This window comes from Wolbachia endosymbiont (group A) of Beris morrisii, assembly GCF_964028185.1.
Lineage (GTDB): Bacteria > Pseudomonadota > Alphaproteobacteria > Rickettsiales > Anaplasmataceae > Wolbachia.
The window spans coordinates 1,130,087-1,156,872 of sequence record NZ_OZ034760.1 but is presented as its reverse complement, the minus strand read 5'-3'; the positions used below and the strand labels follow the sequence as shown (position 1 = coordinate 1,156,872).

At 35.5% G+C, this 26,786-nt stretch carries 17 protein-coding genes and 2 pseudogenes; 9 read left to right on the top strand and 10 right to left on the bottom strand.

Annotated elements, in window-relative coordinates; all coding sequences use genetic code 11:
• Nucleotides 1-9: 9 nt before the first annotated feature.
• From ABWU69_RS06020 to terL, 8 genes and pseudogenes are all read left to right on the top strand, one after another.
• On the top strand, nucleotides 10-1,239 hold the full coding sequence (locus tag ABWU69_RS06020; protein WP_265035119.1) for a cytochrome b: 1,230 nt from the start codon (nucleotides 10-12) through the stop codon (nucleotides 1,237-1,239).
• Entirely contained in the window at nucleotides 1,239-2,003 is a 765-nt protein-coding gene (locus ABWU69_RS06015; RefSeq protein WP_265035121.1) for a cytochrome c1, read from the top strand. Before ABWU69_RS06020 ends, ABWU69_RS06015 begins: the two co-directional genes overlap by 1 nt.
• Nucleotides 2,004-2,104: 101 nt before the next feature.
• Entirely contained in the window at nucleotides 2,105-4,018 is a 1,914-nt protein-coding gene (gene uvrB / locus ABWU69_RS06010) for an excinuclease ABC subunit UvrB (RefSeq protein WP_265035122.1), read from the top strand.
• Nucleotides 4,019-4,213: 195 nt separating this feature from the next.
• Nucleotides 4,214-4,831 carry an ankyrin repeat domain-containing protein gene (locus ABWU69_RS06005; RefSeq protein ID WP_353285076.1) on the top strand — a complete coding sequence of 206 codons (618 nt, stop codon included), beginning with the start codon at nucleotides 4,214-4,216 and terminating at the stop codon, nucleotides 4,829-4,831.
• Nucleotides 4,832-4,948: 117 nt separating this feature from the next.
• Nucleotides 4,949-6,037: a hypothetical protein gene (locus ABWU69_RS06000; protein WP_353285075.1), complete on the top strand. Its 1,089-nt coding sequence runs from the start codon at nucleotides 4,949-4,951 to the stop codon at nucleotides 6,035-6,037.
• 582 nt (nucleotides 6,038-6,619) lie between these two features.
• A pseudogene (locus tag ABWU69_RS05995) lies at nucleotides 6,620-7,234 on the top strand (hypothetical protein); the annotation flags it as partial.
• Nucleotides 7,235-7,847: 613 nt separating this feature from the next.
• Complete coding sequence (locus ABWU69_RS05990; protein ID WP_341814785.1) at nucleotides 7,848-10,112, top strand: ankyrin repeat domain-containing protein; 2,265 nt, start codon at nucleotides 7,848-7,850, stop codon at nucleotides 10,110-10,112.
• An 84-nt stretch (nucleotides 10,113-10,196) separates the two neighbouring features.
• Nucleotides 10,197-10,517: pseudogene (gene terL / locus ABWU69_RS05985) on the top strand (phage terminase large subunit); the annotation flags it as partial.
• 1 nt (nucleotide 10,518) lies between these two features.
• Here the strand turns inward: terL and ABWU69_RS05980 are convergent.
• The 9 genes from ABWU69_RS05980 to ABWU69_RS05940 form a co-directional block, all read right to left on the bottom strand.
• A complete protein-coding gene (locus ABWU69_RS05980; RefSeq protein ID WP_353285074.1) occupies nucleotides 10,519-14,028 on the bottom strand; it encodes a hypothetical protein in 3,510 nt (1,169 codons plus the stop codon).
• 34 nt (nucleotides 14,029-14,062) lie between these two features.
• A complete protein-coding gene (locus ABWU69_RS05975) occupies nucleotides 14,063-14,248 on the bottom strand; it encodes a hypothetical protein (protein ID WP_353285073.1) in 186 nt (61 codons plus the stop codon).
• Between the two features lie 410 nt (nucleotides 14,249-14,658).
• Nucleotides 14,659-16,140 (bottom strand): hypothetical protein, encoded by a 1,482-nt coding sequence (locus tag ABWU69_RS05970; protein ID WP_353285072.1) that lies wholly within the window; start codon nucleotides 16,138-16,140, stop codon nucleotides 14,659-14,661.
• Between the two features lie 712 nt (nucleotides 16,141-16,852).
• A complete protein-coding gene (locus tag ABWU69_RS05965) occupies nucleotides 16,853-19,090 on the bottom strand; it encodes a hypothetical protein (RefSeq protein WP_353285071.1) in 2,238 nt (745 codons plus the stop codon).
• 24 nt (nucleotides 19,091-19,114) lie between these two features.
• Nucleotides 19,115-19,840 (bottom strand): hypothetical protein, encoded by a 726-nt coding sequence (locus tag ABWU69_RS05960; RefSeq protein WP_353285070.1) that lies wholly within the window; start codon nucleotides 19,838-19,840, stop codon nucleotides 19,115-19,117.
• 15 nt (nucleotides 19,841-19,855) lie between these two features.
• Nucleotides 19,856-20,290 carry a hypothetical protein gene (locus tag ABWU69_RS05955; RefSeq protein ID WP_353285069.1) on the bottom strand — a complete coding sequence of 145 codons (435 nt, stop codon included), beginning with the start codon at nucleotides 20,288-20,290 and terminating at the stop codon, nucleotides 19,856-19,858.
• Nucleotides 20,291-20,343: 53 nt separating this feature from the next.
• Entirely contained in the window at nucleotides 20,344-21,819 is a 1,476-nt protein-coding gene (locus ABWU69_RS05950; protein WP_353285068.1) for a cytoplasmic incompatibility factor CifA, read from the bottom strand.
• A 289-nt stretch (nucleotides 21,820-22,108) separates the two neighbouring features.
• Entirely contained in the window at nucleotides 22,109-22,642 is a 534-nt protein-coding gene (locus ABWU69_RS05945; protein WP_182319428.1) for a pyrimidine dimer DNA glycosylase/endonuclease V, read from the bottom strand.
• Between the two features lie 20 nt (nucleotides 22,643-22,662).
• A complete protein-coding gene (locus ABWU69_RS05940; RefSeq protein WP_353285067.1) occupies nucleotides 22,663-23,559 on the bottom strand; it encodes an Rpn family recombination-promoting nuclease/putative transposase in 897 nt (298 codons plus the stop codon).
• Nucleotides 23,560-24,019: 460 nt separating this feature from the next.
• Here ABWU69_RS05940 and ABWU69_RS05935 point away from each other — a divergent pair, with 460 nt between their 5' ends.
• The gene (locus ABWU69_RS05935) at nucleotides 24,020-24,706 is read left to right on the top strand and encodes a RadC family protein (RefSeq protein ID WP_265035174.1); all 687 of its coding nucleotides are present in this window, start codon (nucleotides 24,020-24,022) and stop codon (nucleotides 24,704-24,706) included.
• A gap of 148 nt (nucleotides 24,707-24,854) precedes the next feature.
• Here the strand turns inward: ABWU69_RS05935 and ligA are convergent, their stop codons facing one another.
• Nucleotides 24,855-26,771: an NAD-dependent DNA ligase LigA gene (gene ligA, locus ABWU69_RS05930; RefSeq protein WP_265035173.1), complete on the bottom strand. Its 1,917-nt coding sequence runs from the start codon at nucleotides 26,769-26,771 to the stop codon at nucleotides 24,855-24,857.
• Nucleotides 26,772-26,786: the final 15 nt, after the last annotated feature.

The window sequence follows — 26,786 nt, the reverse complement described above, 5'->3', positions numbered from 1 at the left end:
CTTTAAGTTATGCAGGAAGATAACAAAAAAGAAACAATAAAAGAAGAAAAAGGCATATTAGGGTGGATAGAATATAGACTGCCTATATTTTCTTTTCTAAGGCACACTGCTTCTTACCAAGTGCCAAAAAACTTAAATTATGCTTGGAATTTTGGCTCTTTGGCTGGTATAGCGCTAATTTTACAAATAATAACAGGTATATTTCTTGCTATGCACTACACTCCGCATGTTGATTATGCGTTTAATAGCGTGGAGCGTATAATGCGTGACGTGAACTATGGATGGCTGATACGCTACACTCATGCTGTCGGGGCATCGCTCTTCTTTATGGTAGTCTATGTTCATATAATGCGTGGGTTATATTACGGATCTTACAAGAAGCCACGGGAGATGGTGTGGTTTGTTGGTATATTTATATTTTTTGCAATGATGGCAACTGCCTTTATGGGATATGTATTGCCTTGGGGGCAAATGAGTTTCTGGGGTGCAACAGTTATAACCAACTTATTTTCTGCTATACCTTTAATTGGCAATAAAATAGTTATATGGTTATGGGGTGGTTTTTCAGTGGATAACCCAACACTTAACCGTTTTTTCGCTCTGCATTATCTTCTGCCTTTTGTTATTATTGCTTTAGCTATGCTTCATGTGATAGCTCTGCATAGGTTTGGCTCTGGTAACCCAAGTGGAGTGGAGGTAAAATCAGATAAGGATACCATTCCTCTCTATCCTTATTATATAGTCAAGGATTGCATAACTTTTGGTCTGTTTTTTGTAGCTTTGTTTGCATTTGTTTTTTATGCTCCCAATTATCTTGGGCATCCAGACAATTATATAGAAGCTGACTCTATGGTAACTCCGGTACATATAGTGCCAGAGTGGTATTTTTTACCTTTTTATGCAATGCTACGTTCAATTCCAGATAAACTTACTGGTGTGCTTACTATGTTTGCATCTATTTTAGTTTGGTTTCTGTTACCTTGGCTTGATAGATCAAAAGTTAAAAGTGGTGCTTACCGCCCGGTATTCAAGAAATTTTTTTGGGTTTTTGCAATAAATTTTGCACTTCTTGCCTGGCTTGGAGGACAAGAGGTGAAAGAGCCTTACATCACTATGAGTAGGCTATCCACTCTTTATTATTTTGCATACTTTGTAATAATTTTACCACTGCTTAGTAAATATGAAAAGCCAGAAGAACCACCAAAAACCTTAAGTGATTCTGTGCCGGAGATGAAATAATGCTGGTTAAAAATATATTGGCTGTGTTTTGTGCATTATTCCTTACTAATTTTGTGTATGCAGAAGATTTTAAACCATCACCAAATAAAAAAATGGACTGGAAATGTGATGGAATTACTGGGTCTTTCGATAGAGAATCAATTCAACGTGGCTACAAGGTATATAAGGAAGTCTGTGCTGCTTGTCATTCAATGAATAGAGTAGCATTTCGTAATTTGCAAGACATCGGTTTTTCTGAAGAAGATGTAAAACAGATTGCGGCTTCTTACCAAGTTAAAGATGGCCCAAATGATATGGGTGAAATGTTTGACAGACCTGGAGTACCTTCAGACTATTTTATTGCGCCTTTTGATTCAAAAGAAGCAGCTGCAGCAAGCAATAATGGTGCTGTTCCACCAGACTTATCGTTAATTATTAAAGCAAGGCATGATGGTGCAAATTATGTCTATTCACTGTTAACAGGCTATCAAAACGGCGAACACGATGAAAATGATTTATATTTTAATTCGTATTTTCCAACAGGCAGATTAGCTATGGCGCCACCACTTTCTGAAGGAATGGTGGAATATGATGGTGCAAGACAAGCCACAGTTGAAAATATGGCATATGACGTGGTAAATTTTTTACAATGGGCAGGAGAGCCAGAATTAGAGCGCAGGCATAAACTTGGATTAAAAGTAGTGGCGTATTTTATAATTTTAACAGTGTTTTTTGTATTAACTAACAATAAAGTTTGGAGCAAACTCTATAAAAGGAAAAAATAGAATTTCTTACATCTATTTACATTCACTTTCATACCTTATTTACACTAGCAAGTGTATTATACAATAATAAACACATTATGAAAACATAGTAGGTAGAACTCATGGAATTTCAAATCACTACACATTTTCAACCAGATGGAGATCAACCACAAGCAATCGATGGCTTAATTGCAGGGCTAAATAGCAATAAAAGAGATCAGGTTTTGCTTGGAGTTACTGGTTCTGGGAAAACTTTTACTATGGCAAATGTTATTGCAAGAACAAATAGGCCTGCATTAATTATGGCACACAATAAAACTTTAGCAGCACAGCTTTATGAGGAAATGAAAGGATTGTTTCCCAATAATGCTGTTGGATACTTCATTTCTTATTATGATTACTACCAGCCCGAAGCCTATTTGCCACAAACTGATACTTATATCGAAAAAGACTCCGCAATCAACGAAAGAATTGACATGCTGCGTTATTCTGCCGTTTGCTCCCTTTTGGAGCGCAGGGATACGATCGTAGTTGCCAGTGTTTCCTGTATATACGGTCTTGGCTCGCCTGAAAGCTACCTCAGCATGACCATAACGCTTAGTGTTGGAAATGAAATTCGTATTAATGATTTCCTGAGCAACTTAACTGATCTCCAATACAAGCGCTCTGATGCCAGGTTTGAGAGAGGATATTTTAGAGTGCGCGGCGATATTGTTGATATATTTCCTTCCCATTATGAAAGTAAAGCTTGGCGTTTATCGTTATTTGGCGATGAAGTAGAAGAAATTTTTGAAATTGATGCTATGACCGGCAATGTTATCAAACGCATAGATAAAATCACCATTTTTCCAAATAGCTATCACATTACATCACGTGAGACCTTGTTGCAGGCAGCTCAGCTAATCAAAAAAGAGCTGCATGAACGCTTGGATTATTACTACTCGCAAAACAAGATTATTGAAGCAAAGCGCCTCGAGCAACGCACTAATTTTGATATCGAAATGATGAGAACAACAGGAATATGTAAAGGTATTGAAAATTATTCGCGTTATCTCTATGGAATGGAAGCTGGGGATCCACCGCCTACTTTGTTTGAATATTTACCCAAAGACGTAATTTTATTTGTTGATGAGAGTCATGTCACCGTTCCTCAGGTTGGTGCGATGTACAGTGGTAATGAGGCGCGTAAAAAGAAATTGATTGACTATGGCTTCAGGCTCCCTTCCGCTTTTGATAATCGTCCATTAAAATTTGAAGAATGGGAGGAAGTTAGGCCGCAGACTGTTTACATTTCAGCCACTCCCGGAAAGTATGAGTTGGCAAAGACCAATAATGTATTTATAGAGCAAGTTATCCGTCCAACAGGGCTTACAGACCCAATCTGCATTGTGAAACCAATAGAGAGTCAAATTGATGATGTAATTCATGAGGCACAAGTGACAATAGGGAAGGGATTTTGTGTTTTAATCACTACATTGACGAAAAAAATGGCTGAAAATTTAGCTGAATATATGAGTGAATTGAATATGAGAGTGAGTTATTTGCATTCGGATATTGGTGCGCTGGAGAGAATAGAAATTATATGTAAATTAAGATCTAAAGAAATCGATGTTCTAGTAGGTGTTAACTTGCTTAGGGAAGGTCTTGATATTCCAGAGTGTGGGTTAGTTGCAATTTTGGATGCTGATAAAGAAGGATTTTTGCGATCGGCAACTTCATTAATTCAAACGATCGGTCGTGCTGCACGTAATGCTGAAGGTAGAGTAATTTTATATGCAGATAAAATCACTGGTTCTTTAGATCGTGCATTAAGAGAGACCGAAAGAAGAAGAAAAAAACAAGAAGAACATAATATATTGCACAATATTGTCCCAAAGACTATAATAAAACCTATATCAAACACCTTACAGGAGAGGGCAATAGCAGAACCAAAAGTAAATACTAATAAGGATGATTTGAGAAAGCAAATGATAGAGCATGCTGAAAATTTAGAGTTTGAAGAAGCAGCAAGAATAAAAAAATTATTGCAAGGTTAAGTAATATATGATGTTATGGGCATAGCATGAAAGTGTAAACAACTAAACTTCCACTATTCTTCTTTTTATTTTAACTCATCTTTTTGAGCCTTTTGACAATATTTTAGAACTGAAGAAGGAAAGGTGTATTTTTTTATTGACTTATCTATATATTACAGTAATCACTGAAGAATTAGTGAGTAATGGTTATAGAATATGCATGGTGGGGTACCAAACAAGGAATTAAATGAAAAATTACGTAACATTTTAGGTCAGTTAGCAAGCAATAGCAATCTATTAGATCCTCCCAATAATATTCAACATATAATGTTTCTTCTAGAAGCAGGAGCTGATCCAAATATACAGAACCAAAATGGAAAAACTCTGTTACATTACGTTGCTGAACGTAACGATACTAACGGTATAGGATTTCTTTTAAAAGCAGGAGCTGATTCAAATGTGCAAGATCGAAGTGAAAAGACTCCATTTGAATATGTTACTGAACATGAGTGCCGTCAAGCTTTGAAGGATTTGGGTTATGATTTAGATGATTCTTATGAAAATGAAGGGAATCCGGCAACACCTGATAGTTCGGTAGGTGAAAGAAACGATTGTTCAAATAGCTCTGGTGATGATAGTCAGATAGAGTCTGTTAAATTGAGTGATTGTAACACAGAAGAGGATTCGGACTATTATTCAGATGATTCTCGTGAAAATGAAGGGAATTCAACAACACCTGATGGTTCGGTAGATGATTGTTCAAATAGCTCCGGTGACGATAATCAGATAATTTCTACTGAACCGAGTGATTGTGACCCAGAAGACGAGGATTAGAGCTGTAGTTCAAGTGATTATCTTTTTCTAGAAGACTCACTGTTAGCGAAGCTAGAAATACCATTAACTACAGATGAACAGGAGCTAATTGATAAGTTTTGTGAGAAGATAAGAGGTATGACAGCACAAAATAAACAAGAATCTGAAGAAAATATTCTAGAAAGTATTGAGAAAATAGTAGATGAGTACTTGAAGGAAGGAATAAGGTTAAATTCAAGTTGGAGTAATGGTAATGAAAAAGGTGATAAAGAAACTGTAACAAATTTAATATTTAAAGAAATGGAAGAAGTTATTGCTCAGCTTCGTGTGAATCCACGTTCTTCAACTGCAATGCTTAATACACATGATTATACCGATGAAAGTGATGGCGGCGAATATAAAGCTGACGAATGTAAAGCTGACGAATGTAAAGCTGATGAATGTAAAGCTGACGAATGTAAAGCTGACGAATATAAAGCTTCAGACATCATCATAAAAAGGATCACAAGTAATTTGTTGTTAAAAGGTGGAATGGGACAAGAATTTCTCTTCGGTGATACCGAGCTTACAAATAAACATTATGACTTTGATTATTTAGATGATCTCAATAAGCAATATAAGGATAGGAAAGAAGAGCTAAAGAGTATAGCATGTGAAGGTATTGTAAACAAAAGTAAGCAAACTCATGAGTATGACTTTAAAGCAGGAATAGATAATCAATATTTTTATATGAAATATCCACAAGATAGTATTATTGAACCTGTAAAAATTTTTAACAAAGCTGAAGCTTTAAAAGATAAAGCTTTAAATTTAAAAGTCGGCATACTTCAAATTGGGGAAAGTATAGTGAGAGTTGAAGGTACAAAAGATGGAAAAAGAAATTACACAGATGTCTTAAAAGGTAGCATTAAAATGTCTTTTACCACTGAGGTAGGAGAGATTAATATTTATCTAAGTCCTGGTAAGGAAGGTGGTAATAAAATAGAAGTAGAAATTGATGATGAGAGCGAAGCAAGGCTTAACAAGTTAAAAGCTGAGAAGAAAAGTTTAGGAGAAAACTGTCTTTTGGGAGAAAAAAGTGTTCTGGAAGCTATAGAAGATAAAGGTTTTAAGAAAAATGGTAATGTACCTACAGAGTCAATCGAGATTACTAAGGATGTTCCATTTACTGATCTTACGCAAGCTTGTTCGCAGCAAATTAACACAAGTGTTAAAGGCAGACAGTGATTATTGAAATAGTGCCACACAATAATAAGCTCACTCAAAATTGTTCCGATTTGGCAGGGTTGTTTTGCCGCACCAAGCGGTATGGCTTTAAGTATGAGTTTTAATGTTCCCAGAAACTCGCCACAGTGGATAGTACAGTATTTACAATGGGTAAAAAATTAACACCAGTGCTTTCAGGGTCAGCCTACTTAAGTGGCTAAGATATATCTAATGTAGCTTTATCTTTGCTTTCTGACAGTCTTTGTTGATACTCGTTTATCAGCCTTTCAGGCTCGTTCAATACACTCTGAATATAATATGTTGAAAATATTATGCCAGAGAGTATAATAAAATCTATATCAAATACTTTACAAGAAAAAGTGGTGGTAGAGGCAAAAGTGAACACTAATAAGAACCAATTTAAGGAAAGCGCATGCTAGAGCTTGAAAAAGCAGCAAGAATATTATTGAAAGGTTAAATGGCGTATGATATAATATATATAGTGTAAAGATGTAAATAATCTTATTGACATCTTTACATTAATAGTTCTTAAATGTTTAGTGCTGTAAAATTAAATTATTAAGTTTTATGAAGGGAGTAAAAATGGTAGAAAGCTTTCTAGGTAAGAACAAAGGCAGTAATTTTATTGAGGGGACAAAAACAATGAAAAATTTTTCAGATAATAATAAAAACGGTAGCTCAATCTTCCAAGGAAAAATCAGGGAGCAAGATTTCTCTGCGGAGCAGAAGTTAAATGAACTAAAAGCAGCCGTAGAGGAGCTTGCCAGACAAGATTTGCTCAGAAGGCTCGAGTGTGAGCGTCAGGCCTCTAGTTGTATCGATGAAATATCATCTCAAGCAGAGCTACATATCGAAGAAGATGATGAAGATTACTTCAATGGTGAAAGAGAAAGAGTACTCGGAGATTTCTGGAGTTTCTTTGAACCTCTCTTCAACCTTTTTGAAGTAAATGTAGATGATCCGAAAATCTACCAAATGCTCAAGGAGAAGAAAGAAAAAAATTGGCTTCTTTCGATAATTAAGTTTTTGCGTGACAAGCTTAAGGAGTTAATCAAGAAGATTTTTGCACGCGATTTAAGTTTCGATCAGAGGTTGGACAAAGAGATAAAAGAATTGCAGGAGAAATTAGGCAGTGGTGAGTTATCAGAAGAAGAGTTTGCAAGGGCGTTAGAAAGGTTAACTGCATTGCAAGATCTAACGCCTACGACAATGTTACAAAAAATAATATAGAGTTCAAAAGCGTGATTTCTAGGGAGTTTCTGCGCTCAAAGGCAAATTGAAAGCTTGAACCTAGAAGCTATACGAAAAGTCTGGTTGGTAGAAGTCATAGTCCTCGCGATTGAGTGTCATTCTATAACTTCCCCCTTACTATTACCCACAAATATGAACGTTTGTTGCATAGCTCTTAATGGCATAACTTTTGCTTGAAATAACTGTTTATATGGTATAACTTACAGCTTTTAGTTGCTAAAATTATAACTCTTAATTTAATAATTTTAATCTAATAATCTTTCAAGTTAATAAAATTATTTGAGTAAATACAATACCATGTCTTTATTTGTGGGTAATAGTAAGATTTTTAATATTGACATAAAATTAGTTGCCAAGAATACTATAATAGAGTAGATGTGAGTTTTAAAATTTTGCAAAAATTTACAGCAAAAAAGTTGGAAGCAGAACCCTTTTTAACTCATCTTTTTGAGATTTTTGACAATTTCTTAGAACTGAAGAAGGAAAGGTGTATTTTTTTATTGACTTACCCATATATTACGGTAATCACTGAAGAATTAGTGAGTAATGGTTATAAAATATGAGTGGTGGGGTATCAAGCAAGGAATTAAATGAAAGTTCACTTAACATTTTAGGTCAGCCAGAAAACGATAGTAATATTCAAAATATAACGTCTCTTTCAGGAGCAGAAGCTGATCCAAATATACAGAACCAAGATGAAAAATTAGGTGACATTTTAGATCAGTTAGAAAGCAATAGAGGTCTATTAGATAATCCCAATGATATTCAACGTATAATGTCTCTTCTACAAGCAGGAGCTGATCCAAATATACGGAGCCCAGATGGAAAAACTCTGTCATGTTACTTAGATGAAAAATTACGTGATATTTTAGATCAGTTAGAAAGCGATAGAGGTCTATTATATTATTATGCTAAACATATAAGTCTTCTTCTACAAGCAGGAGCTGATCGAAATACACAAAACCAATATGGAAAAACTCTGTCACATTACTCAAATGAACCATTACTTAACATTTTAAATGCGTTAGAAAGCAATGGAGATATATTAAATAATATTCAACATATAATTCTTCTTCTAGAAGCAGGAGCTAATCCAAATGTACAAAACCAAGAAGATGGAAAAACTCTGTTACATTACGTTGCTGAATGTAACGATACTGGCGGTATAAGGTTTCTTTTAGAAGTAATAAAAGCTAATCCAAATGTGCGAGATCAAAGTGGAAAGACTCCGTTAGATTATGCTGCTAAAAATAACTGCCTTCAAGCTAGAGAACTTCTTTTAGGAGCGGGTGCTAATCCAAATGTGCAAGATCAAAGTGGAAAGACTCCATCTGAATATGCTACTGAAGATGAGTGCCGTCAAGCTATTGAGGATTCGAGCCATAGTTCAGATGATTCTCATGAAAATAAAGGGAATCCGGCAACACCTGATAGTTCGGTAGGTGAAAGAAACGATTGTTCAAATAGCTCTGGTGATGATAGTCAGGTAAAGCCTGCTGAATTGAGTAATTGTAACACAGAAGAGGATTCGGACTATTATTCAGATAATTCTCGTGAAAATGAAGGTAATCCGACAACACCTGATGGTTCGGTAGATGAAAGTAATGATTGTTCAAATAACTCTGGTGATGATAGTCAGGTAAAGTCTGTTAAATTGAGTGATTGTGACTCAGAAGACGAGGATTCGAGCTGTAGTTCAAGTGATGATCTTTTTCTAGAAGACTCACTTTTGATGAAGTTAGAAATACCATTAACTACAAGTGAAGAGGGGCTAATTAAAGGTTTTTATAAGGAGATAATAGATATAACAAAAAACAAACAAGAACCTGAAGAAAGTATTCTAAAAAGTATTAAGAAAATAGTAAATGAGTACTTGGAGAAAGGAATAAGGTTAAATTCAAGTTGTAGTAATGATAATAAAAATGGCAGTGAAAAAGGTGATAAAGAAACTGTAACAAATTTAATATTTAAAGAAATAGAAGATGTTCTTATTAGTCGTGTGAAACCACGCGATGAAACCAGAGAGTATAGAGGAAGGGTTAATGATATTCCCGAACAAGAAGATAAAGGTAAAGATAAAGATGAAGCTTCAGACATCATGGAAAGCATCATGGATGATTTATTGTTAAAAGGTGGGAAAGCAAAAGAATCTTTCTTCACCGGTACTGAGCTAGCACAAAATTATAACTATTCTTATATGAATGCTCGCAATAAAAAATATAAAGAAATTGAAAGCAAGCTAATAAGTATAGCATATGAAGGTATCGTAAACAGAGATAGGCAAGCTCAAAAGGAGGAGCTAGAGACAGTGGAGATAGATAATCAATATTTTTATATGAAATATTCACAAGATAGTATTATTGAACCTGTAAAAATCTTAAACAATGAAAAAGCTAAAGAGTTAAAATTAAAAGTCGGCATACTTCAAATTGGGGAAAGTATAGTGAGAGTTAAAGGCACAAAAGATGGAAAAAGAAATTATACAGATATCTTAAAAGGTAGCATTGAAATGTCTTTTACCACTGAGGTAGGAGAGATTAGTATTTATCTAAGTCCTAGTAAGGAAGATAGTAATAAAATAGAGGTAAAGATTTGTGAGGAGAGCAGAACAAGGTTTGACGAGTTAAAAGCTAAGAAGAAAAGTTTAGGAGAAAATTGTCTTTTGGGAGGAGAAAACGTTCTGAAAGCTATAGAAGATAAAGGTTTTAAGAAAAATGGTAGTGTGTCTACAGAGTCAATCGAGACTACTAAGGATGTTCCATCTACTGATCTCACGCAAGCTTGTTTGCAGCAAAAGAAAACAGCAATGGCTCCACCAGGTTAAGTTAATGTATTTTTCAGGATAAGATTTTAAAAAATTAATCATGAATGTTCATACGTGTTAAATTAGAGCAGATGGTATAAAAAGCAACAATTAACACAAGAGCTAAAGGCAAATAGCGATCTACCGATTATTGAAATAGTGCCACACAATGACAAACTCACTCGATTTTATCAAATTGTTCCAGTGATAGAGTCTGGCAGGGTTTTTCTGCCACAGCAAGCGGTATGGCTCAATGATTTTGAGTATGAGATTTTAATGTTCCCAGAAGCCCGTTATGATGATCAGGTGGACAGTACAGTACAATATTTACAATGGACAAGAAAAACCACCGACAGCATCCCCAGGGTCAGGGGCTTTGGCCCCAACCCTAATAAAACGCTTAGGTGGCTGAGAGCAGTGGATTAGATCAATTGCTTCTAAATTTTTTTATGGGAGAGTGCTGCTCGGCCTTAGTAGCATCCAGTTTTGTGGATATTCTCAAATTTTCCACACTTAATTCTAGAGTATGTTTTGGCGATCCTCCTCTAGTATTCTCACAATCCATAGACTCATAACCACTTGTTCCACTTGTTTTCCCCTCAGCTTTAGAGCTTACGTTTTCAGCATCAGTCGCCTCCCCTGAAGAGATACCGCTGTCTTTATTATCTTCGGACTTCATCTTTTTAGCTTTTGATGTACCTTTAGTATACTCTGAATCTTCCACAAACAACTTTGTTTCCCAATCGTTAAAAGTACGGTCAAGGCAGTATCCACCTTTGCCTTTTATAATTGGAATACCTTCTAATGCGTTTCCATCGGGATAAGAGGCTGTAGCTGCTTCGTCAGGTTTTATCCTACTGTAATATCCTCCTTCTCTTTCTATTCCTTTCACCTTGGAATTTACCAATTCGTCCTTTTTAGATTTCACTGCCTCTTCGACAGTGTTAATGTCGATATCTCCTATTTTAATGTCGATATCTCCTGTTTCCGCTTTTTTCTTATACCCATAAATAAAAAGTTTTTTTAAGTTAAATAAGGCACCACGACTTATATTAGCAACAACTGTTGTTTCTTGGTTTTTCTCACAATTAAGTTCAAATGGAAACTCATCTAGATCATAGGCTTCTTTCTTATCTTCACAATACTCTTCTTTCGTCTTATCTATTACCTCCTGTAAATATTCTTCTACATTAACACTATCAGGAATTAAACTAGCAATCTTCCCATTTTTTACAATAAAGTTAGTATCAGGAAGGTCGAAATTATTATTACTGTAGTTAAACGCATAAAGCAATGCTTTAAACAACTCTTTTTCTTCCTCGTTAACTAATGTACCTCTAAGCCGTAGTTTTTGCTCTCTGAGCAACAATTTTACTTCACACTCTTCACGACTACGGTCAAGCACGTATTCATCTCCTTCAAGTGCAATTGGAATTATTTTCATTGGCCCTTCATCAGGAAAACAACTCTCACATGCGTCTTGAAGAGAAGCGCCATAAGATCGCTGGCGATCTACCCATTCGTCCTTTTCACGTTTCTCTACCTTTTTGACCCAATTAGTGTCGATAGCACCTACGTTTTTCCCAAACTTCTGCCTAAAAAGTTTTTCTAAGTTAGATAAAGCACCACTACTTATATTAGCAACAACTGTCTTTCTTGAATTTTTCTCACAATCATTTTGATTTTTTTCATAATCAGGATCAGGAAGAAATTTAAATGGAAACTCATCAAAATCGCAAGATTCTCTTGCTTCTTTCTCAGTTTCATAATACTCTTCTACTACATAATCTATTACCGCCTGTAAATATTCCTCTCTATCAACATTATCATGGAGTAAACTAACAATTTTCCCATCTTTTGCAAAAAAGTTAGTATAAACACCATCAAGAGTATAATTCATTAGGTTGAATGTATAAAGCAATGCTTTAGACAACTTTTCTTCTTCCTTTTCCTTAGTAACTTGCTGTTTTTCTTTCATGCTACAAATGTTCTCCGTATCTTCTGGAGGATCTGCAAAAATCCCAAGATTTGAGGATATTGGATCATTCCTTGTCGTAAGAGAAGAAGTCGATGGTGGCAAACACCAAGAACTACTCCCTGTTGGCATATTTTTACCAGCGCCTCTCGATGATGAAGCTCCACTCTGTGAGCATGATAAACCACTAGGTCCTGGTTTAGTAAATTGCATTGACGATATCCATTTATTTTCGGACGTGCCTTGTGATAAACAAGGGTTCGTTTGCTGAGCCCAAGGGTTAGCCCCTACTGGATTAGCACCTTTCCATGATGAAGGTCCACTCTGTGACCATGATAAACCACTAGGTCCTGGTTCAGTAAATTGCCGTGACGGCATCCATTTATTTCCGGACGTGCCTTGTGATGACCAACGATTTTGAGCAGTACTTACAGATTGCGATAATGAAGATGGCCCTGAAACACCATAACTAACTGCAATAGAATTCAGCTGCGGCAATGGCGGAAATCCTTTACTCGTTCCAGCTAAATTTACATGATTGTGCAGCAGCCGTCCTTCTTTTTCCGTTTCTGATCCTTGCTCTGACCCTCGCCTGGGAGAATCCTCTAATGCTCCATCCTGACTCCGCGTGGGAGACTCCCATTCCATATCTGACAGTTCAGTCGATGGCCCTGGACCGCCACTTGAAGAACCAGAATCCTTAGGTTTCGGAGGTGAATTACTATCATAACCACTATCTGTGTCTGCTTTCCTTTGGTTGGGCGGTGTTCTTAGTCCACTCTGTCCTGCATGTGTAGGAGAATTGAATGGAGAAGTTACTGTTGAGGAGGATCGACTCGAGCCACGTCTCTTAAAATTCTCAAGATCAACTGCAAATTCAAAACGTCCGTGTATTTGATTATATGCAATTGGAGACTGCATAATTTCAGGAAGTAACTGAGCAATTCTTTTGTTAGAGATAGCATAAACTGGGCTTTCATAACTGGCAACATCTGGTTTTGCAGTCTTACCTCTAATATCACTTACAAAATCTTTATGTATTGTATTAATTTTGTATGCATCCTTATGCTTTAAAGATTCAAGCTGACCACTATATCTTTTTGTTAAAGGTATAAGGACAAAATCATTACCATTCTCTATTTTCTTTTTATCCGTAAAAATATCATACTCATAAGCATTAATTGATTTCCCTGTCAATTTAAAAATAAAATCGCCAAGAACATCTTTAAAATTTTCGACTTTAGAATCTTCTGTGCCTGGAGTTCGCAAATAAAGCGCTACTCGCCCTTTAACATATTCTGCCACACTCCTGACTACCTTATCACTCACATCTTTAATATATAACACATCATCTTTATATTCATAAAAGTTTGAACTCTTAAGGCCACAGTTTTCTAACCTTGAGTTAAATTCTTTAATATATGCCTGCTTAAAAAATTCAAAAGTCTCTAAATCATATTCCCTCTTAAGGTATTCGTTGCTAAAAGCTATACAGTACAAATAAGGCTTGCCTATCGCTCCTGTTCCAACAGTTTCATTGACCCATTCATATGCTTCTTCCTCAGATATCCCTACTTCTTTTTGTAGACATGCAGCCACTTTGGATCTCACAGCTCTCTTAAACTCACTAGCAAAATGAACCTTCAAGTTATGAATTACTGCAGGATCCGTAGAATCTGCAAGCTTCACTTTCACTATGCCATTACCTAAATACTCTTCATCATGATTAGCACCTAAAACAAATGGAAAACAGTCTAAGTTATAATATTCATTTGCTATCTCTCTAGTGCCATAGTGCCGCCCTATTATCTCCTTTTCCATTCTTCGCAGATATTCTTTTGTATTAGTACCACTAGCAAATAAACCAACAATCTTTTTACCTTCTACAGTAAAATTAGTATCGATCTTATCACAAGCATAATTATTTAAGTTAAACGCATTAACCAACTCTTTTATACCCATAACTACCTCTATTAAAAATTGTTAAGAAACCTCACTACTTGCTTTTTCCTTTATCTTTACTACTACCGGCACCAGTAGCACTACTACTACCCAGTTGTGTGTTAGGCTTACTGCTTTCACGTAGTCGCTCGTAGTTTTTATACTTATCAGGACCAATCCACTCAACATTTTTATCTGAAATCCACTTATTACCACCACCATTATCATTACTACCATGCATATTAACCTCCAGTAAAAATATTATGTAACTAATATACTAAAAATAAATTATAGTGCAAGCACTTTTTTTATATTTTTTAGTATAAATTTTATTCACTCTTTTTTTCATAAAACTCGAGCTTAGAGATTCCATTGTCACGCGCTGGAATGGCAAAAAAAAGACGCTGAATGACGCCTGTGTTTCTTTTTGCCATCAACTCCTACTCTTTTAATGTCATCCCAGTGCCCAGACACTGGGATCCAGTCTTTTTGTCATCCAAGTAGCTAACACTGGTTCTTCACAATTTCATCAAAAACACTCCCTCTTAACATAAAACCCTACACTTATCAAACCCAATGCACATCCTGGATTCCAGTGTCAAGCACTGGAATGACACCCTTTCTCGTCATCCAATAAGTAGCTAACACTAGCTATCTCGATGGTGTATTACCATTCCCTCTTGCTGCACGTTCCTTCAATACATCAGTAAATTTTGACTTAGGATTTTCTTTAGCATCACTTGCAGAACTAGCACTAGACTTTCCATTATCAGTAGTTCCTGATGGAGCCTGCCAAGTATCAATTGGATAATCGTGTTTAATAGTGGCAGATTCTTTTCTTTGAGTGTTCCTTTCAGCAACTTTTTTTGCAAGCTTAGCGTAAGGGTCATCCGTTTTCTGCTTATCAGTAGACTTAGATTCTTTCCCATCAAATTTTTGCTCATTAGTAGGCTTGAGTTCCTTTTCCTTAAAATCATTAGTAGTACCACATTTATTGGTAGACGTGGTGCCTCTTCCATTAACACTAGTATTCGTATCCCATTTTTCGAAATTAATATCCTTGTCTATAGAATAAAATTTTATCCCACTCACCACGGGCTTCTTCTCCGCAGGTTTCGGTGGACACACAGCCACCTTCGGTTTCTCAGGCTTCGCTTTTTTCTCTTCTTCCACTTTTGGTTTTGTTTCTTTTATCTCGCGATTCTCATTAACCTCTTTAAATATAGGAGGCATTATAGGTTTTGGTAAAAGATCAAGTTCTGGTTTGCTCAGAACAACTGGCCTTACAAACCCAGATGAGACGTCAAAAAGGGAAACTGGCACTTTAGGTTTTTCTCTTTCATCCACTTTCATTTCTACGTTTTCGCAAACTTCTTTATTTTCTTCCTTTAATGATGTTTTTTCTGCTTTTTTATCTTCTTTTTCTTTAGATGCCTCTGCCGCAGCCGCCAACTCAACTCCAAAAATCTCTGCGAACATTGTAACAATCCATCCGACAACGGCCAGCTGTAACTTGAGTTTCAGATCTTGCAATGCAGTTAACCTTTCTAACGCCCTTGCAAACTCTTCTTCTGATAACTCACCACTGCCTAATTTCTCCTGCAATTCTTTTATCTCTTTGTCCAACCTCTGATCGAAACTTAAATCGCGTGCAAAAATCTTCTTGATTAACTCCTTAAGCTTGTCACGCAAAAACTTCATTATCGAAAGAAGCCAATTTTTTTCTTTCTTCTCCTTGAGCATTTGGTAGATTTTCGGATCTACATCTACTTCAAAGAGGTTGAAGAGAGGTTCAAAGAAACTCCAGAAATCTCCGAGTACTCTTTCTCTTTCACCATTGAAGTAATCTTCATCATCTTCTTCGATATGTAGCTCTGCTTGAGATGATATTTCATCGATACAACTAGAGGCCTGACGCTCACACTCGAGCCTTCTGAGTAAATCTTGTCTGGCAAGCTCCTCTACGGCTGCTTTTAGTTCATTTAACTTCTGCTCCGCAGAGAAATCTTGCTCCCTGATTTTTCCTTGGAAGATTGAGCTACCGTTTTTGTTATTATCTGAAAAATTTTTCATTATTTTTGTCCCCTCAATAAAATTACTGCCTTTGTTCTTACCTAGAAAGCTTTCCACCATTTTTACTCCCTTCATAAAACTTAATAATTTAATTTTACAGCACTAAACATTTAAGAACTATTAATGTAAAGATGTCAATAAGATTATTTACATCTTTACACTATATATATTATATCATACGCCATTTAACCTTTCAATAATATTCTTGCTGCTTTTTCAAACTCTAGCATGCGCTTTCCTTAAATTGGTTCTTATTAGTGTTCACTTTTGCCTCTACCACCACTTTTTCTTGTAAAGTATTTGATATAGATTTTATTATACTCTCTGGCATAATATTTTCAACATATTATATTCAGAAGGAGAAACTATCAGAGCAACAGAGGCAGAGCAATACAAATAGTAAAAAACTCTCTAAACCTCGATCCGAAAACTTGAAAATGGAGGAAATGCTTATTCACTAAAGATGCTCCAAAACATCCAAGATCTTAACTCTAGACCACACGATTCCAAGAAAAAATCTTCTCACGCTAGCTGATTTTTGTTGCTGGAAATGGTTGCATCATTTAAATTTATTAATGTTATACACTACCAAATTAATAGTTGCTCATTTAAGAACCTCCTTCAACTTTACCCAACTCGACACATATACTTTTTGAAACATTGCTGCAAGTAGAAAAAAACAGGTTACCCACCTTAACTTCTTTAAATTTGCTCACAATCTTTACTTGATGCATAAGGTTTTTGTTACACTCCTTTCATCTACCGATTACCTCTACTTACCGCCTTTACCTTTGCTAAGGTCAGAAACACGACTAGCTTCAGGACCTTCTAAACTTGACTGTGGCAGGTCACCAAAATTACTGGAATCACTAACACCAAGCGATATAGGTGCTTCTACTAATCCATACCCTCCTCCTACTCTGTGATATCCTAATTCTAGATAAGTACGTAGTAATGGATCAATTTGTTCTCTATTTTGAATGTATGCTTGCAATTGCACATCTTGAAATCCCGGATCATTCCTGAATAATTGTGAAATGCCCACTCTTATGTTCTGAAAGTAATTTCTATCTCTGTTTGGGTGGCCTCTTCCAAGAAAATCGCGTATTATATTTATGATATTCTGCACTTGCCCAACAGGATTTTCGTTTAGAACTCGATTAATATCACTAGCATTTTCTAATGCCCATAAACCACAATTCCAACCATCTGTTTGCTGACTAACAGAAACATTATTAATCCTGATATTATTTCCTAAGTTATTTTGAATGATATCAGTAATACCACCTGGAACAGCAGTAGCAGTTGAATCAGCATAGTACCCAACATAGTTCCCATTTTGACGTTCAATCACTAGTGTAACCCAATGAGTATTATTTAAAGTAATGATTAAAGTTAAACGCTGTTGTTCTTCATTTTCCCTAAATTGATTTAATACTCTAACAATGTGCTCGTTACCGTCATTCCTTGCCAAATTAGCTACTTCAAAAGTGTGATTACCTTCAGTACGAAGCTGATATCGCAATCTTCCAGCGTGAGCTATATCAATTTGTTGAAGCCAGTAATCATAATGTCCATTTCTCGTCGCAAATTCTAGTGTAAGTAGATCATTTACTTCTATCCCTTGATTTCTAAGAATATCTCTTATTTGTCTTCTTATCTCTTGTGCTGTAGGAATGGAATTATCACCTCCCCTTATTCTTGACCTTAGTATTTCTAGGAGTTGTTGTATACTACCTTCGAAGGTAATAATACTAACACATCGATTATCACCTAGATCAAACGGTAAAATCCGGTTCCGTCCGGGATTTTCTCGAATATAATTTATTAAATTTTCACGAGTCTGATCTGATAATAGACCCTCTGGTGGATTTTCATCAATAACACTTTCAGGTCCCACTAATACTCCTGGTCTTGAGTCACGACCACCACGATCAAGTCTATGTACATACTCTTCTCTTCCTATTCCTTCTGGAATAGATATAAGACCTTCTACTCTCCCTGCACCTGCATTAAATATAAGAGGAAATAAAACCACCTCATTTCCAGAAGTAATAAGCAAATATCCTCTTTGCTTGTTCATAAGTTCTTTTATTCGATCTTTTGCGTTATTCTCCTTTTGTGCTACTTCTTCTGCATTATTAGCAAATCCTAATACATATACAATCGGATGAGTATCTGGAGCATTCTCCGTAGATTGTCTTAATAATAAAAGGTCTAATCTCTGTTCTGTAATTCTTGTGAGTATTGCCCTTTCTCCTTCTTCTTCCTGACCCCTTTTCAAACTATATGTTTGACCAACTTTATACATAGCAAGCACTTTATAAGGATTATCACTAGCATAAAATGTACCATGTAGTATAGAACGAAACTTATCCTCACTATTAACATTTATTGCGTCCCTAAGTGGCATCAATATTCCAGAGATCTCTTGAAACAGCTCTCCATGCTGACCTACATCTTGCCAGCCATCATCCATAACTCTTTCTGAAATACCATGTACATTTTCAACATTAGGCACTTGTATAAGATCACCATCAAGAAAATTATTTGCATTATTATTTTGGTAATCGTGATATAAACCAAGGTCATTTGGTTGATCAATATCTAGCTTAAATTGGTCATTAAGTGTGCATGAAACTTCCCATACATGAACATTATTTCCATTAATATTAAGATTTTCTAAATTGATTGCTCCTTGTTGTTGCGCATCGTGAGCTCTAATATGAAGTATAACTATATCAGAACCTTCAGCATGAAAGACCATAGTTAAACATCTTAAACCCTCATCACCATGTCTAAATATGTATTTTGTTATAGGTGCTTCGTCTTCCTCTTCTAGTTCTAAAGGGTGCCTATCAAAAGCACTACTTCCAAAAGTAAAACCAGTTATACAATCAAATACTCTGTTATAATTATCTGCATTTCTTGGTATTTCACCAGGAAGATGTTGAAGCAAGAAATCTCTAATATTCTCTCCAACCTCTTCATCTTCTATATACTCAAACAATCTTTGTACTAAAGGAAATCTATCCTATTGAAGCCCTACTGTATCAACACTAAAAGGATCTAGATTTAAATTAAAATTTAATCCAACACAGACAGTATTTCTTGATTCAGTATGGATAGGTATAAATGAAAAAACATGCAATCTTTCAGCGTGACTTCTGGCGCGGTTTAATGCGATATTGGACGGTGCCCTTGTAGCAAGATTAACAACAATAGGAATATTTTCTCTTTCTGCTTGGTGACGTACAAGAAAAGCAACATGTGAGTTTCTAGGAGATAAGTCAAGATCGATGCCTATTGTGTAGCGATGACTAAAATTTGCTAAGAAACCTAATAAAAACCCGTGACTCTCAAATTTTTGACTGCGATTTTCAATATTATTTTCTATCTGCGCTCTATAATTATTATAGGTATCAGTTATATATTCTAAAATATCTTCTCGGAGAGGATCTCTTACATTTTCTTCGTCATCACTTGTTAGTATTTCCATAAAGTTGTCAATCCTTTGTTGACCTTGTGCTACCTGTGCAAAATTGACTGATCTATCAAGTTGTCTGAGCTGATTTTGATTAAGTTGTCTTCCTTCTATTTCCTTAATTGTTAATCTGCGATTTCTAAAGAGTTGCCTCAAGAAATGAACCTCAGATGCTGAATATTTGGCAAATTTATCTCTACCTCTAAAATCCTTTTCACGAATCGCCTCGAATACTGTTGCAATTGCCTCTCCCTGACTCTTGCCCTTTCCATGCATGCATACTTTGTACTGCTAAAAATTTAGGTCTTCTTCCCGTAAATTCGGATTTTGCCGTCTAATCTCTTGCACTAGAGCATTTCTCTCCCTTGTACTAAACCTTAACCCATTACTGTTAGGGCGATCAGAAATGCTGTAACACTTGACAACTCGCTGTCCGTCACGACTACGAGTTGAAACAGCAACCTTTAAGTTTCCTGTATTTCTATTCCTACCACCTGTATCAATACCATGATTATCAAAACGAAAATAGACTCTCTCATTTGCAGTTAAGATACCAGCATCATGTGCAGTAGCAAACATACTAAAAAAGAATACAGGAAGGAAACGACCTGCACTCACATGATACAAAAAAGATGGACATTGATCTAAAAAAGATTCAAATCCTTGTCTGAATCCTTCAAGATCTCCATCCACCAAACTCCTAATAAATCCATCACCATTACTCATACAAAATACCCCTTATTTACTACGACCAGAAACACCAAGAGTTCATAAGTGGATTACTTATTACCACTAAGCGTAAAGACGCTTTTTTTCTTATAAGAAGAAACACCACTTACACTAGGAGTTCCAAGCTCAGACTGTGGACCATCATCAACTGGCAAAGTTGTTTCCTTACTACCATGAGCTTTAGATCGTGACCGTAAATTATTCCAAGGACCATCACCTACAGGTGGTAAAATTGTTTTCTCTAACTCAGAGAATAATTCTTCCGCAAACAGACCGTAATCTACATTTACTCTTTTACCTTCTCTACCACATAATCTAAGACTTTTTATTATCCTTCCCTTAAAGAACTCAAACCTTTCAGGAAAGCTATTTTTAGCAAATAACATCATATCTAGTATTTCTTTTTTCTCTATTTCTTTTTCCTCATCAGACTTATAAATGTCTTCTCGTTTCCAGTTAACTATCAATTCTGCAAGTACACCCTTTATAGGAATTCTATCATTTGAAGTATCAATAATAGCAGCCTTTTTATATTCACTAAAACTACCACACTGCCAAATCTCCATAATGAGAGATCTAGCTTGAACATTTGATTCAGGATTGTTCAACATTGTATCTGAAAGTGAAGAAAGAAGAATCTCATAGTTTTGCTGTGAGAATATTTTCTCTGAATGATCTCCACGTGCTGAAATTCCTTTATAGCACCAATACTGTACCAAATCATGAACCGTATCAAAAAAACATGAACGTATTAATCTACTAAAAAGGAAATATACCCCTCTATCCTTCTGCAATAATTTCTGTAAAAGAGTATCTTTGTCAGCTATATTCCTTACACAAAAATCTAAAATAGGAGCGTCTTTCTCAACAGATTGAACGCGAGACAGAGCAATAACAGCTTCTGTAAGTTTCTTTTCCTTATCTTCTTCTTTTAAATGATTATAAAAATACTCTACTCCTTCGCTCCACTTAAGTTTTACAGCACTGTCAAAACCTTCTGACGCGTTACTTGGTTGCTTTAATCCCCCAGATTCTCTATCGATCCAGAAATCAAACACAGGACCTTTCCTCTTTATGCTATCTAGTAACGAGTTTCGTACGTATTTGCCAATTTCAGTTTCAGTTTTACCATCAAATGCACTAGGAGGAAAATTGTTCCTATAAGATTCAAATCTTTTTTGAAAGAGTGGATGAATTTTATCTACTACACAGTAACTACAAGCCATCTCATATTTGCGAAGTGGATTATCTATTCCACCTATTTTCTCTTCAGTAAACCTTTGACCTAAAGCAGCATTATCCAACCTTACACCTGACCAGCAACCTTCATCTTGGAATACATTGTGCAAAAACTTCAACTTATCACCCTTAAAGTATTTTATGTGCTCCATAAAGTTATCTTGAAGGACTCCCACCCATCTCTTGATAGCTGACTTCCTCCCGGCAGCAACTGTTGGATCTGGATGTTTAATAGCTTCCTGTAATTTTTTGGACATCGTAGCCTGAAGCTCTTTCTGTGTTGGCATTAACCCCTCCTATTAAGTATTTATATAAAAAAGGCATTGTACAGACATTAGAATGGATTGCAATATTAAAATTACTAGAATAGAGGGTTTAATAAAAAAAACGTTATGGCTAAAACTTCTTTTCTTGAATTTTCTCAATATAATCAACAGAAAACCCTGTTATTTCAGCAATAACATCAATAGAAACACCCGCCTTGAGTGAATTTTTAGCCACAGCTATTTTAGCCTGTTTTTCGCCCTCTTCCCTGCTTTTTTCATGTCCGATTTGGATGGCTTCTTTATTTATGAGCTATATTAGCTGTGGTATTGTGTAGCAGATTATCCAACCTGGTGCTTCTCTACCTTTTTCCCACTTAGCAAACCTCATCTTTTCTTTTAGGTAATATTCTCTATAGGCTTCTATTGGATTACTACATTTATATCGATCAGGTAACGCTTGTGTAAAAATTTGTATATCAGCTGATTGAAAAATTAGCAAATCCTTATTATTATCACACCAATCTATAACTTCTTCGGATTTATGCGTTCTTTTGTATCGCAAGCTATACTCTATGCACAATTCTTTTCCATGCTTTATCAACCAATTAAAGTTTCCTTTTGAGTGTCTAGCCCATAGAGAACAAGGGTGGTTTTTGTGAGTAAGTTTATATGGAACTTCTATATTCTGGTCTGTGATGCTGACTAAAGGATTTGGCACTTTTAATGCTATTGAAAAAACATTACTTAATAACTGAGCAGTTTCTAATGGCATTTTTACTATATGCTTATCACATAACATTTTTGCCGCAATCTCTGGGTTTTCATCTAGTACAAAGATGTTCATCTAAACATCCAAAGATAGAATCAGCTTAAGTCTTTAATTTCATTAGCTGTAAGACCAGTAGTTTGAGCTATAATATCAATAGAAACACCTGCTTTTAGTAGATTCTTTGCGACCTCAATTTTCTCTGCTTTTCTGCCTTTTTCATGTCCGATTAGGATGCCTTTTTCTTTGCCTATGAGGATGCCTTCATGAAGTTTTTCTTCAAGGGTAGATAAATAATCATCGGTACGTTTCTTAGCTTGATCATATGCAAAACGTTCTTCTTTACTCCAATTATATTGATTTAACTCATCATAAGCCCTACCAATAATTACATCACTACCTATTATTTTTTTTAGATCCTCTTCGCTCGTTTCATCTGCGTGCTTAAAAAAATAGATCCATTTTTCAACAATATTTTCTAATTGATCTTCTTTTGTCTTATTAAACTTTGGTAGCTCTACGAAAGTGAAACTAAAGTCTTTGAGATCATGTTCAAAGGTCATCTTATCAAAAGTAACGTGATCAGACTTATAAGCCAGCTTATTAGGAAATAGGATAAAATCAGCAATAGCAATAAAGATAACCCCTTTAAGATCATGATACTGGTCACCTACATCAGCTTGACTTGAATAAGCTTTGGCAGCGTAGTATTGGGCACGTTTTTCAAAGCCCCTTGTTTTAGCGACTTGCATCTCAATGATGGTTTTGACCCCTGTAGAATCAACACAGAGAACATCAACAATACTTTGCTTTTGAGAGGCAATAACAGGGTCTTGAATGGGACTGAGAAAGGAGACATCTTTAATCTGGTTGTCATCAGTAAGATCTAATATATCATTAAGAAAGTGAATAAGAATGTCTTTGTTCTTTTCAGTACCAAATATTCTCTTAAATGCATAATCATTTCGCACATTGAGAAATTTTGAAAGAGCCATGAGAAATTAACCTAAAAAGCATTAATAATTATACACAATTCTGAAGAAATATTCAACTTCTTTATTTTTAGTTTATTTTTTAAGTTTTGAATGTGTTGATGAAAAAAATGTCTCCCATAGATGGCCCTAGAATGCTACTACGCACCTTAGACGTCCTTTTAGATCTTTTTATACCCCCCTCATAAAGCGCCTAAAAACCCCGGCAAATGGATATCATGAATTTAGAGCTGTGGAGACATCAAAGATACGCTTTTTGGTGTATAAAAATACGAATCTACAACGACATCGTTTAAAGAAATTAGCAGCTATTAATATCTTCTACCTTTTCATAAAAAAATAAATAAAAAAAATTGAAAAATTGATTTGACTTCACCCGTAACCTATGGCTTTATGCCAATACTGCTAAGAAAATAACAGTAAACATTTAAAAATAATTTATTATTAGTGAAGGGTATATTATATGAACAATAAGAATAAAAGTAAAGATGAAAATAAACGTAAAAAAGAAATAGAGTTCAGAATATTGGCAAGCAAAGGAAATGCTTTACTAGATCATGAAATAATTGAAACGTTTCTAAGTGCAGTGCATGATAGGGCTCAGGCTCGAGCTATTGCTAAAAATCTAGTAACCACTTGTACAGGAATAGGAAGGATTTTAGGTCGCGAAATGGATGAGCTGAAAAGCATAGAAGGTGTAACAGACTCTACGATTTCAATGATTTTTTGTGTTAAGGAAACTTTAACTAGGGTATTAAAGGAAGAGCTAAAAAAAGTGCCGATACTAGATAACCTAGGCAAGCTTATAGAATATTTAAGGGTGAGTATTGGCTATTCAGATAAGGAGAATATTACAATAATATATTTGAATCAAGGGTGCCATTTGATAGGGGAAGAAGTATTTTCTGGTACAGTGGACCAGGCGCCTGTCTATACAAGGGAAATAATAAAAAAAGCATTATTAAAAAATTCAACATCAATCGTAATTTCACACAACCACCCATGCGGAAGTGCAAAACCATCTGAAGCTGATAAAACTATGACCAAGAATTTAGCTTTAGCTTGTCATAGCGTGGGTATCAAGTTTCTCGATCATATTATCATTACAGGCAGCGATTATTTTAGCTTTCGACAAAACGGATTGTTGTAGAGTTTTGGGCATCTGCTGTAAGCCTCTTTTTTATGTACATTTTTCTCGCAGTTGAACTGCAATGCCTGTGAATGGCTAACGAAAAGAAAATTGCTACTTGTTGATTTGAGGCTTTCAGTGATGAAGAAGGTATAGGAAATAATAGCGTTTATTTTTCTCTCATGATTAGTTTATTAAATTCCTCCTCAGTTAAAATTTTAATACCAAGTTCCACAGCTTTTTTATATTTCGACCCAGGTTTTTCGCCAACAACCAAGAAGTCCGTTTTATTTGATACACTTGAACTCACAATCGTGCCTAAAGATTCTGCTTCTGCTTGCGCTGTTTTCCTGTCCATTGTCAAGAGGGTCCCAGTAAAAACCACTATTTTTCCGCTAAGAGGGGAATTACTAACATTAGCACTTACAGGCTCAATCTTTAGTTGAGAAGCGAGATTCTTTACCATTTCAACATTATCCTTTTCAGAGAAGAAAGATATTAATGAATCTATAATCTTTTCTCCTACACCTATTATGCTCATTAATTCTTCTTCATCAGCAGAATACCAATTTTCATATGAGCCATAATGTTTTGCTAGTAATTTTGCTACATGTGGTCCGACGTATCGAATCCCTAGAGAACATATAAATTTATCCAAACTCACAACTCTTCTGCTGTTGATGGAATTGAGCAAATTAGATATTGATTTTTCATCCCATCCCTTCAGCTCACTTAAGTTGAAATTTTTGAGTTTTTCTTCGAGAGCAAAAATGTCAGATATTTTCCTTATCAAACCAAGGTCATAAAAGAACTCTATTTGCTTATCACCAAAGCCGGTAATGTCCAACTGAGAAACAAAATATTTCAGCTTTTCTATTTGCTGTGCTGGGCAAACGTTTTCACCTGAACACCTAACTGCAGCTTCATCTTCAAATTTATCTATTGCACTTCCGCATTCTGGGCAAATATTAGGAAATACAAACCTTGGTGCTTTTCGAGAACGAGCATTTTTGTCTACTTCTAAAATTTGAGGAATCACATCTCCTGCCCTTTTGATTGTTACAATATCTCCTACTCTTATGTCCTTGTGCTTAATTTCATCTTTATTATACAGATTTGCTCTAGTAATGATCACCCCACCTACATTTATCGGAGCTAATTTAGCAACAGGATTCAATTTGCCCGTTTTGCCTACTTGTATTAATATTTCAACTATCTTAGTTTTTGCATGAGCTGCTGGAAACTTGTGTGCTATTGCCCATTTTGGAGCCTTGTTGGTATTCCCAAGACGACTTTGTGATGTTAAATTATTTACCTTCAAGACAATTCCGTCAATATCATACCCTAAACTATAACGGTCATTATAGATTCTGTTATAAAACCCCAGCATTTCGTCCACATTTTTTGCTAAGCATTGATGTTCATTTACACAGAATCCAAGTTCCTTCAACTTGTTTAATACTTCAAATTGAGTTTTTTCTGCTCCACCAATTAAAGAATAGGCAAAGTACCTGAGTGGTCTGCTAGTAGTAACCTCTGGATTTAGTTGTCTTAGTGAACCAGATGCTAAATTGCGCGGATTTGAAAATTGATCATCCTTATTTAATTTTAAAAAATCATCATTTCTTATGTATACTTCCCCTCTCACCTCCAATCTACCCTTTATACCAGGTAAAGCTTGAGGAAAATCCTTTATGGTTTTTGTGTTATCAGTGACATCTTCGCCTAAATTACCATCACCGCGCGTTGCAGCTTTAACGAGTAAGCCATTTTCATAAATTGCAGTGAAACTTAAGCCATCAATTTTCAGCTCGCACATTATCTCCAGCTCATCTGTATTTAGGAGTTCTCTGGACTTAGCAATAAATTCTTCAATGTCTTCTTGGCTGTAAACTTTGATTAACGAGAGCATGGGCACAATATGTTCTACCTTGGAAAACCTATCATCAGGTGCAGCACCTACAATTTGCACATCTGCTTTTTTCACCAGCTCATCGTATTCTGCATCGGTTATTTCTGATATATTTTCCCGATAGTACAACTCATTGTAGCGTTTTATTTCTTCTTGTAATGCATTTTCACTCATAATAATTTACCTCAA

Coding starts and splice junctions, on each gene's coding strand:
- ABWU69_RS06020 (WP_265035119.1), top strand. CDS start 10: ATGCAGGAAGATAACAAAAAAGAAACAATAAAAGAAGAAAAAGGCATA.
- ABWU69_RS06015 (WP_265035121.1), top strand. CDS start 1,239: ATGCTGGTTAAAAATATATTGGCTGTGTTTTGTGCATTATTCCTTACT.
- uvrB (WP_265035122.1), top strand. CDS start 2,105: ATGGAATTTCAAATCACTACACATTTTCAACCAGATGGAGATCAACCA.
- ABWU69_RS06005 (WP_353285076.1), top strand. CDS start 4,214: ATGCATGGTGGGGTACCAAACAAGGAATTAAATGAAAAATTACGTAAC.
- ABWU69_RS06000 (WP_353285075.1), top strand. CDS start 4,949: ATGACAGCACAAAATAAACAAGAATCTGAAGAAAATATTCTAGAAAGT.
- ABWU69_RS05990 (WP_341814785.1), top strand. CDS start 7,848: ATGAGTGGTGGGGTATCAAGCAAGGAATTAAATGAAAGTTCACTTAAC.
- ABWU69_RS05980 (WP_353285074.1), bottom strand. CDS start 14,028: ATGGGTATAAAAGAGTTGGTTAATGCGTTTAACTTAAATAATTATGCT.
- ABWU69_RS05975 (WP_353285073.1), bottom strand. CDS start 14,248: ATGCATGGTAGTAATGATAATGGTGGTGGTAATAAGTGGATTTCAGAT.
- ABWU69_RS05970 (WP_353285072.1), bottom strand. CDS start 16,140: ATGGTGGAAAGCTTTCTAGGTAAGAACAAAGGCAGTAATTTTATTGAG.
- ABWU69_RS05960 (WP_353285070.1), bottom strand. CDS start 19,840: ATGCATGGAAAGGGCAAGAGTCAGGGAGAGGCAATTGCAACAGTATTC.
- ABWU69_RS05955 (WP_353285069.1), bottom strand. CDS start 20,290: ATGAGTAATGGTGATGGATTTATTAGGAGTTTGGTGGATGGAGATCTT.
- ABWU69_RS05950 (WP_353285068.1), bottom strand. CDS start 21,819: ATGCCAACACAGAAAGAGCTTCAGGCTACGATGTCCAAAAAATTACAG.
- ABWU69_RS05945 (WP_182319428.1), bottom strand. CDS start 22,642: ATGAACATCTTTGTACTAGATGAAAACCCAGAGATTGCGGCAAAAATG.
- ABWU69_RS05940 (WP_353285067.1), bottom strand. CDS start 23,559: ATGGCTCTTTCAAAATTTCTCAATGTGCGAAATGATTATGCATTTAAG.
- ABWU69_RS05935 (WP_265035174.1), top strand. CDS start 24,020: ATGAACAATAAGAATAAAAGTAAAGATGAAAATAAACGTAAAAAAGAA.
- ligA (WP_265035173.1), bottom strand. CDS start 26,771: ATGAGTGAAAATGCATTACAAGAAGAAATAAAACGCTACAATGAGTTG.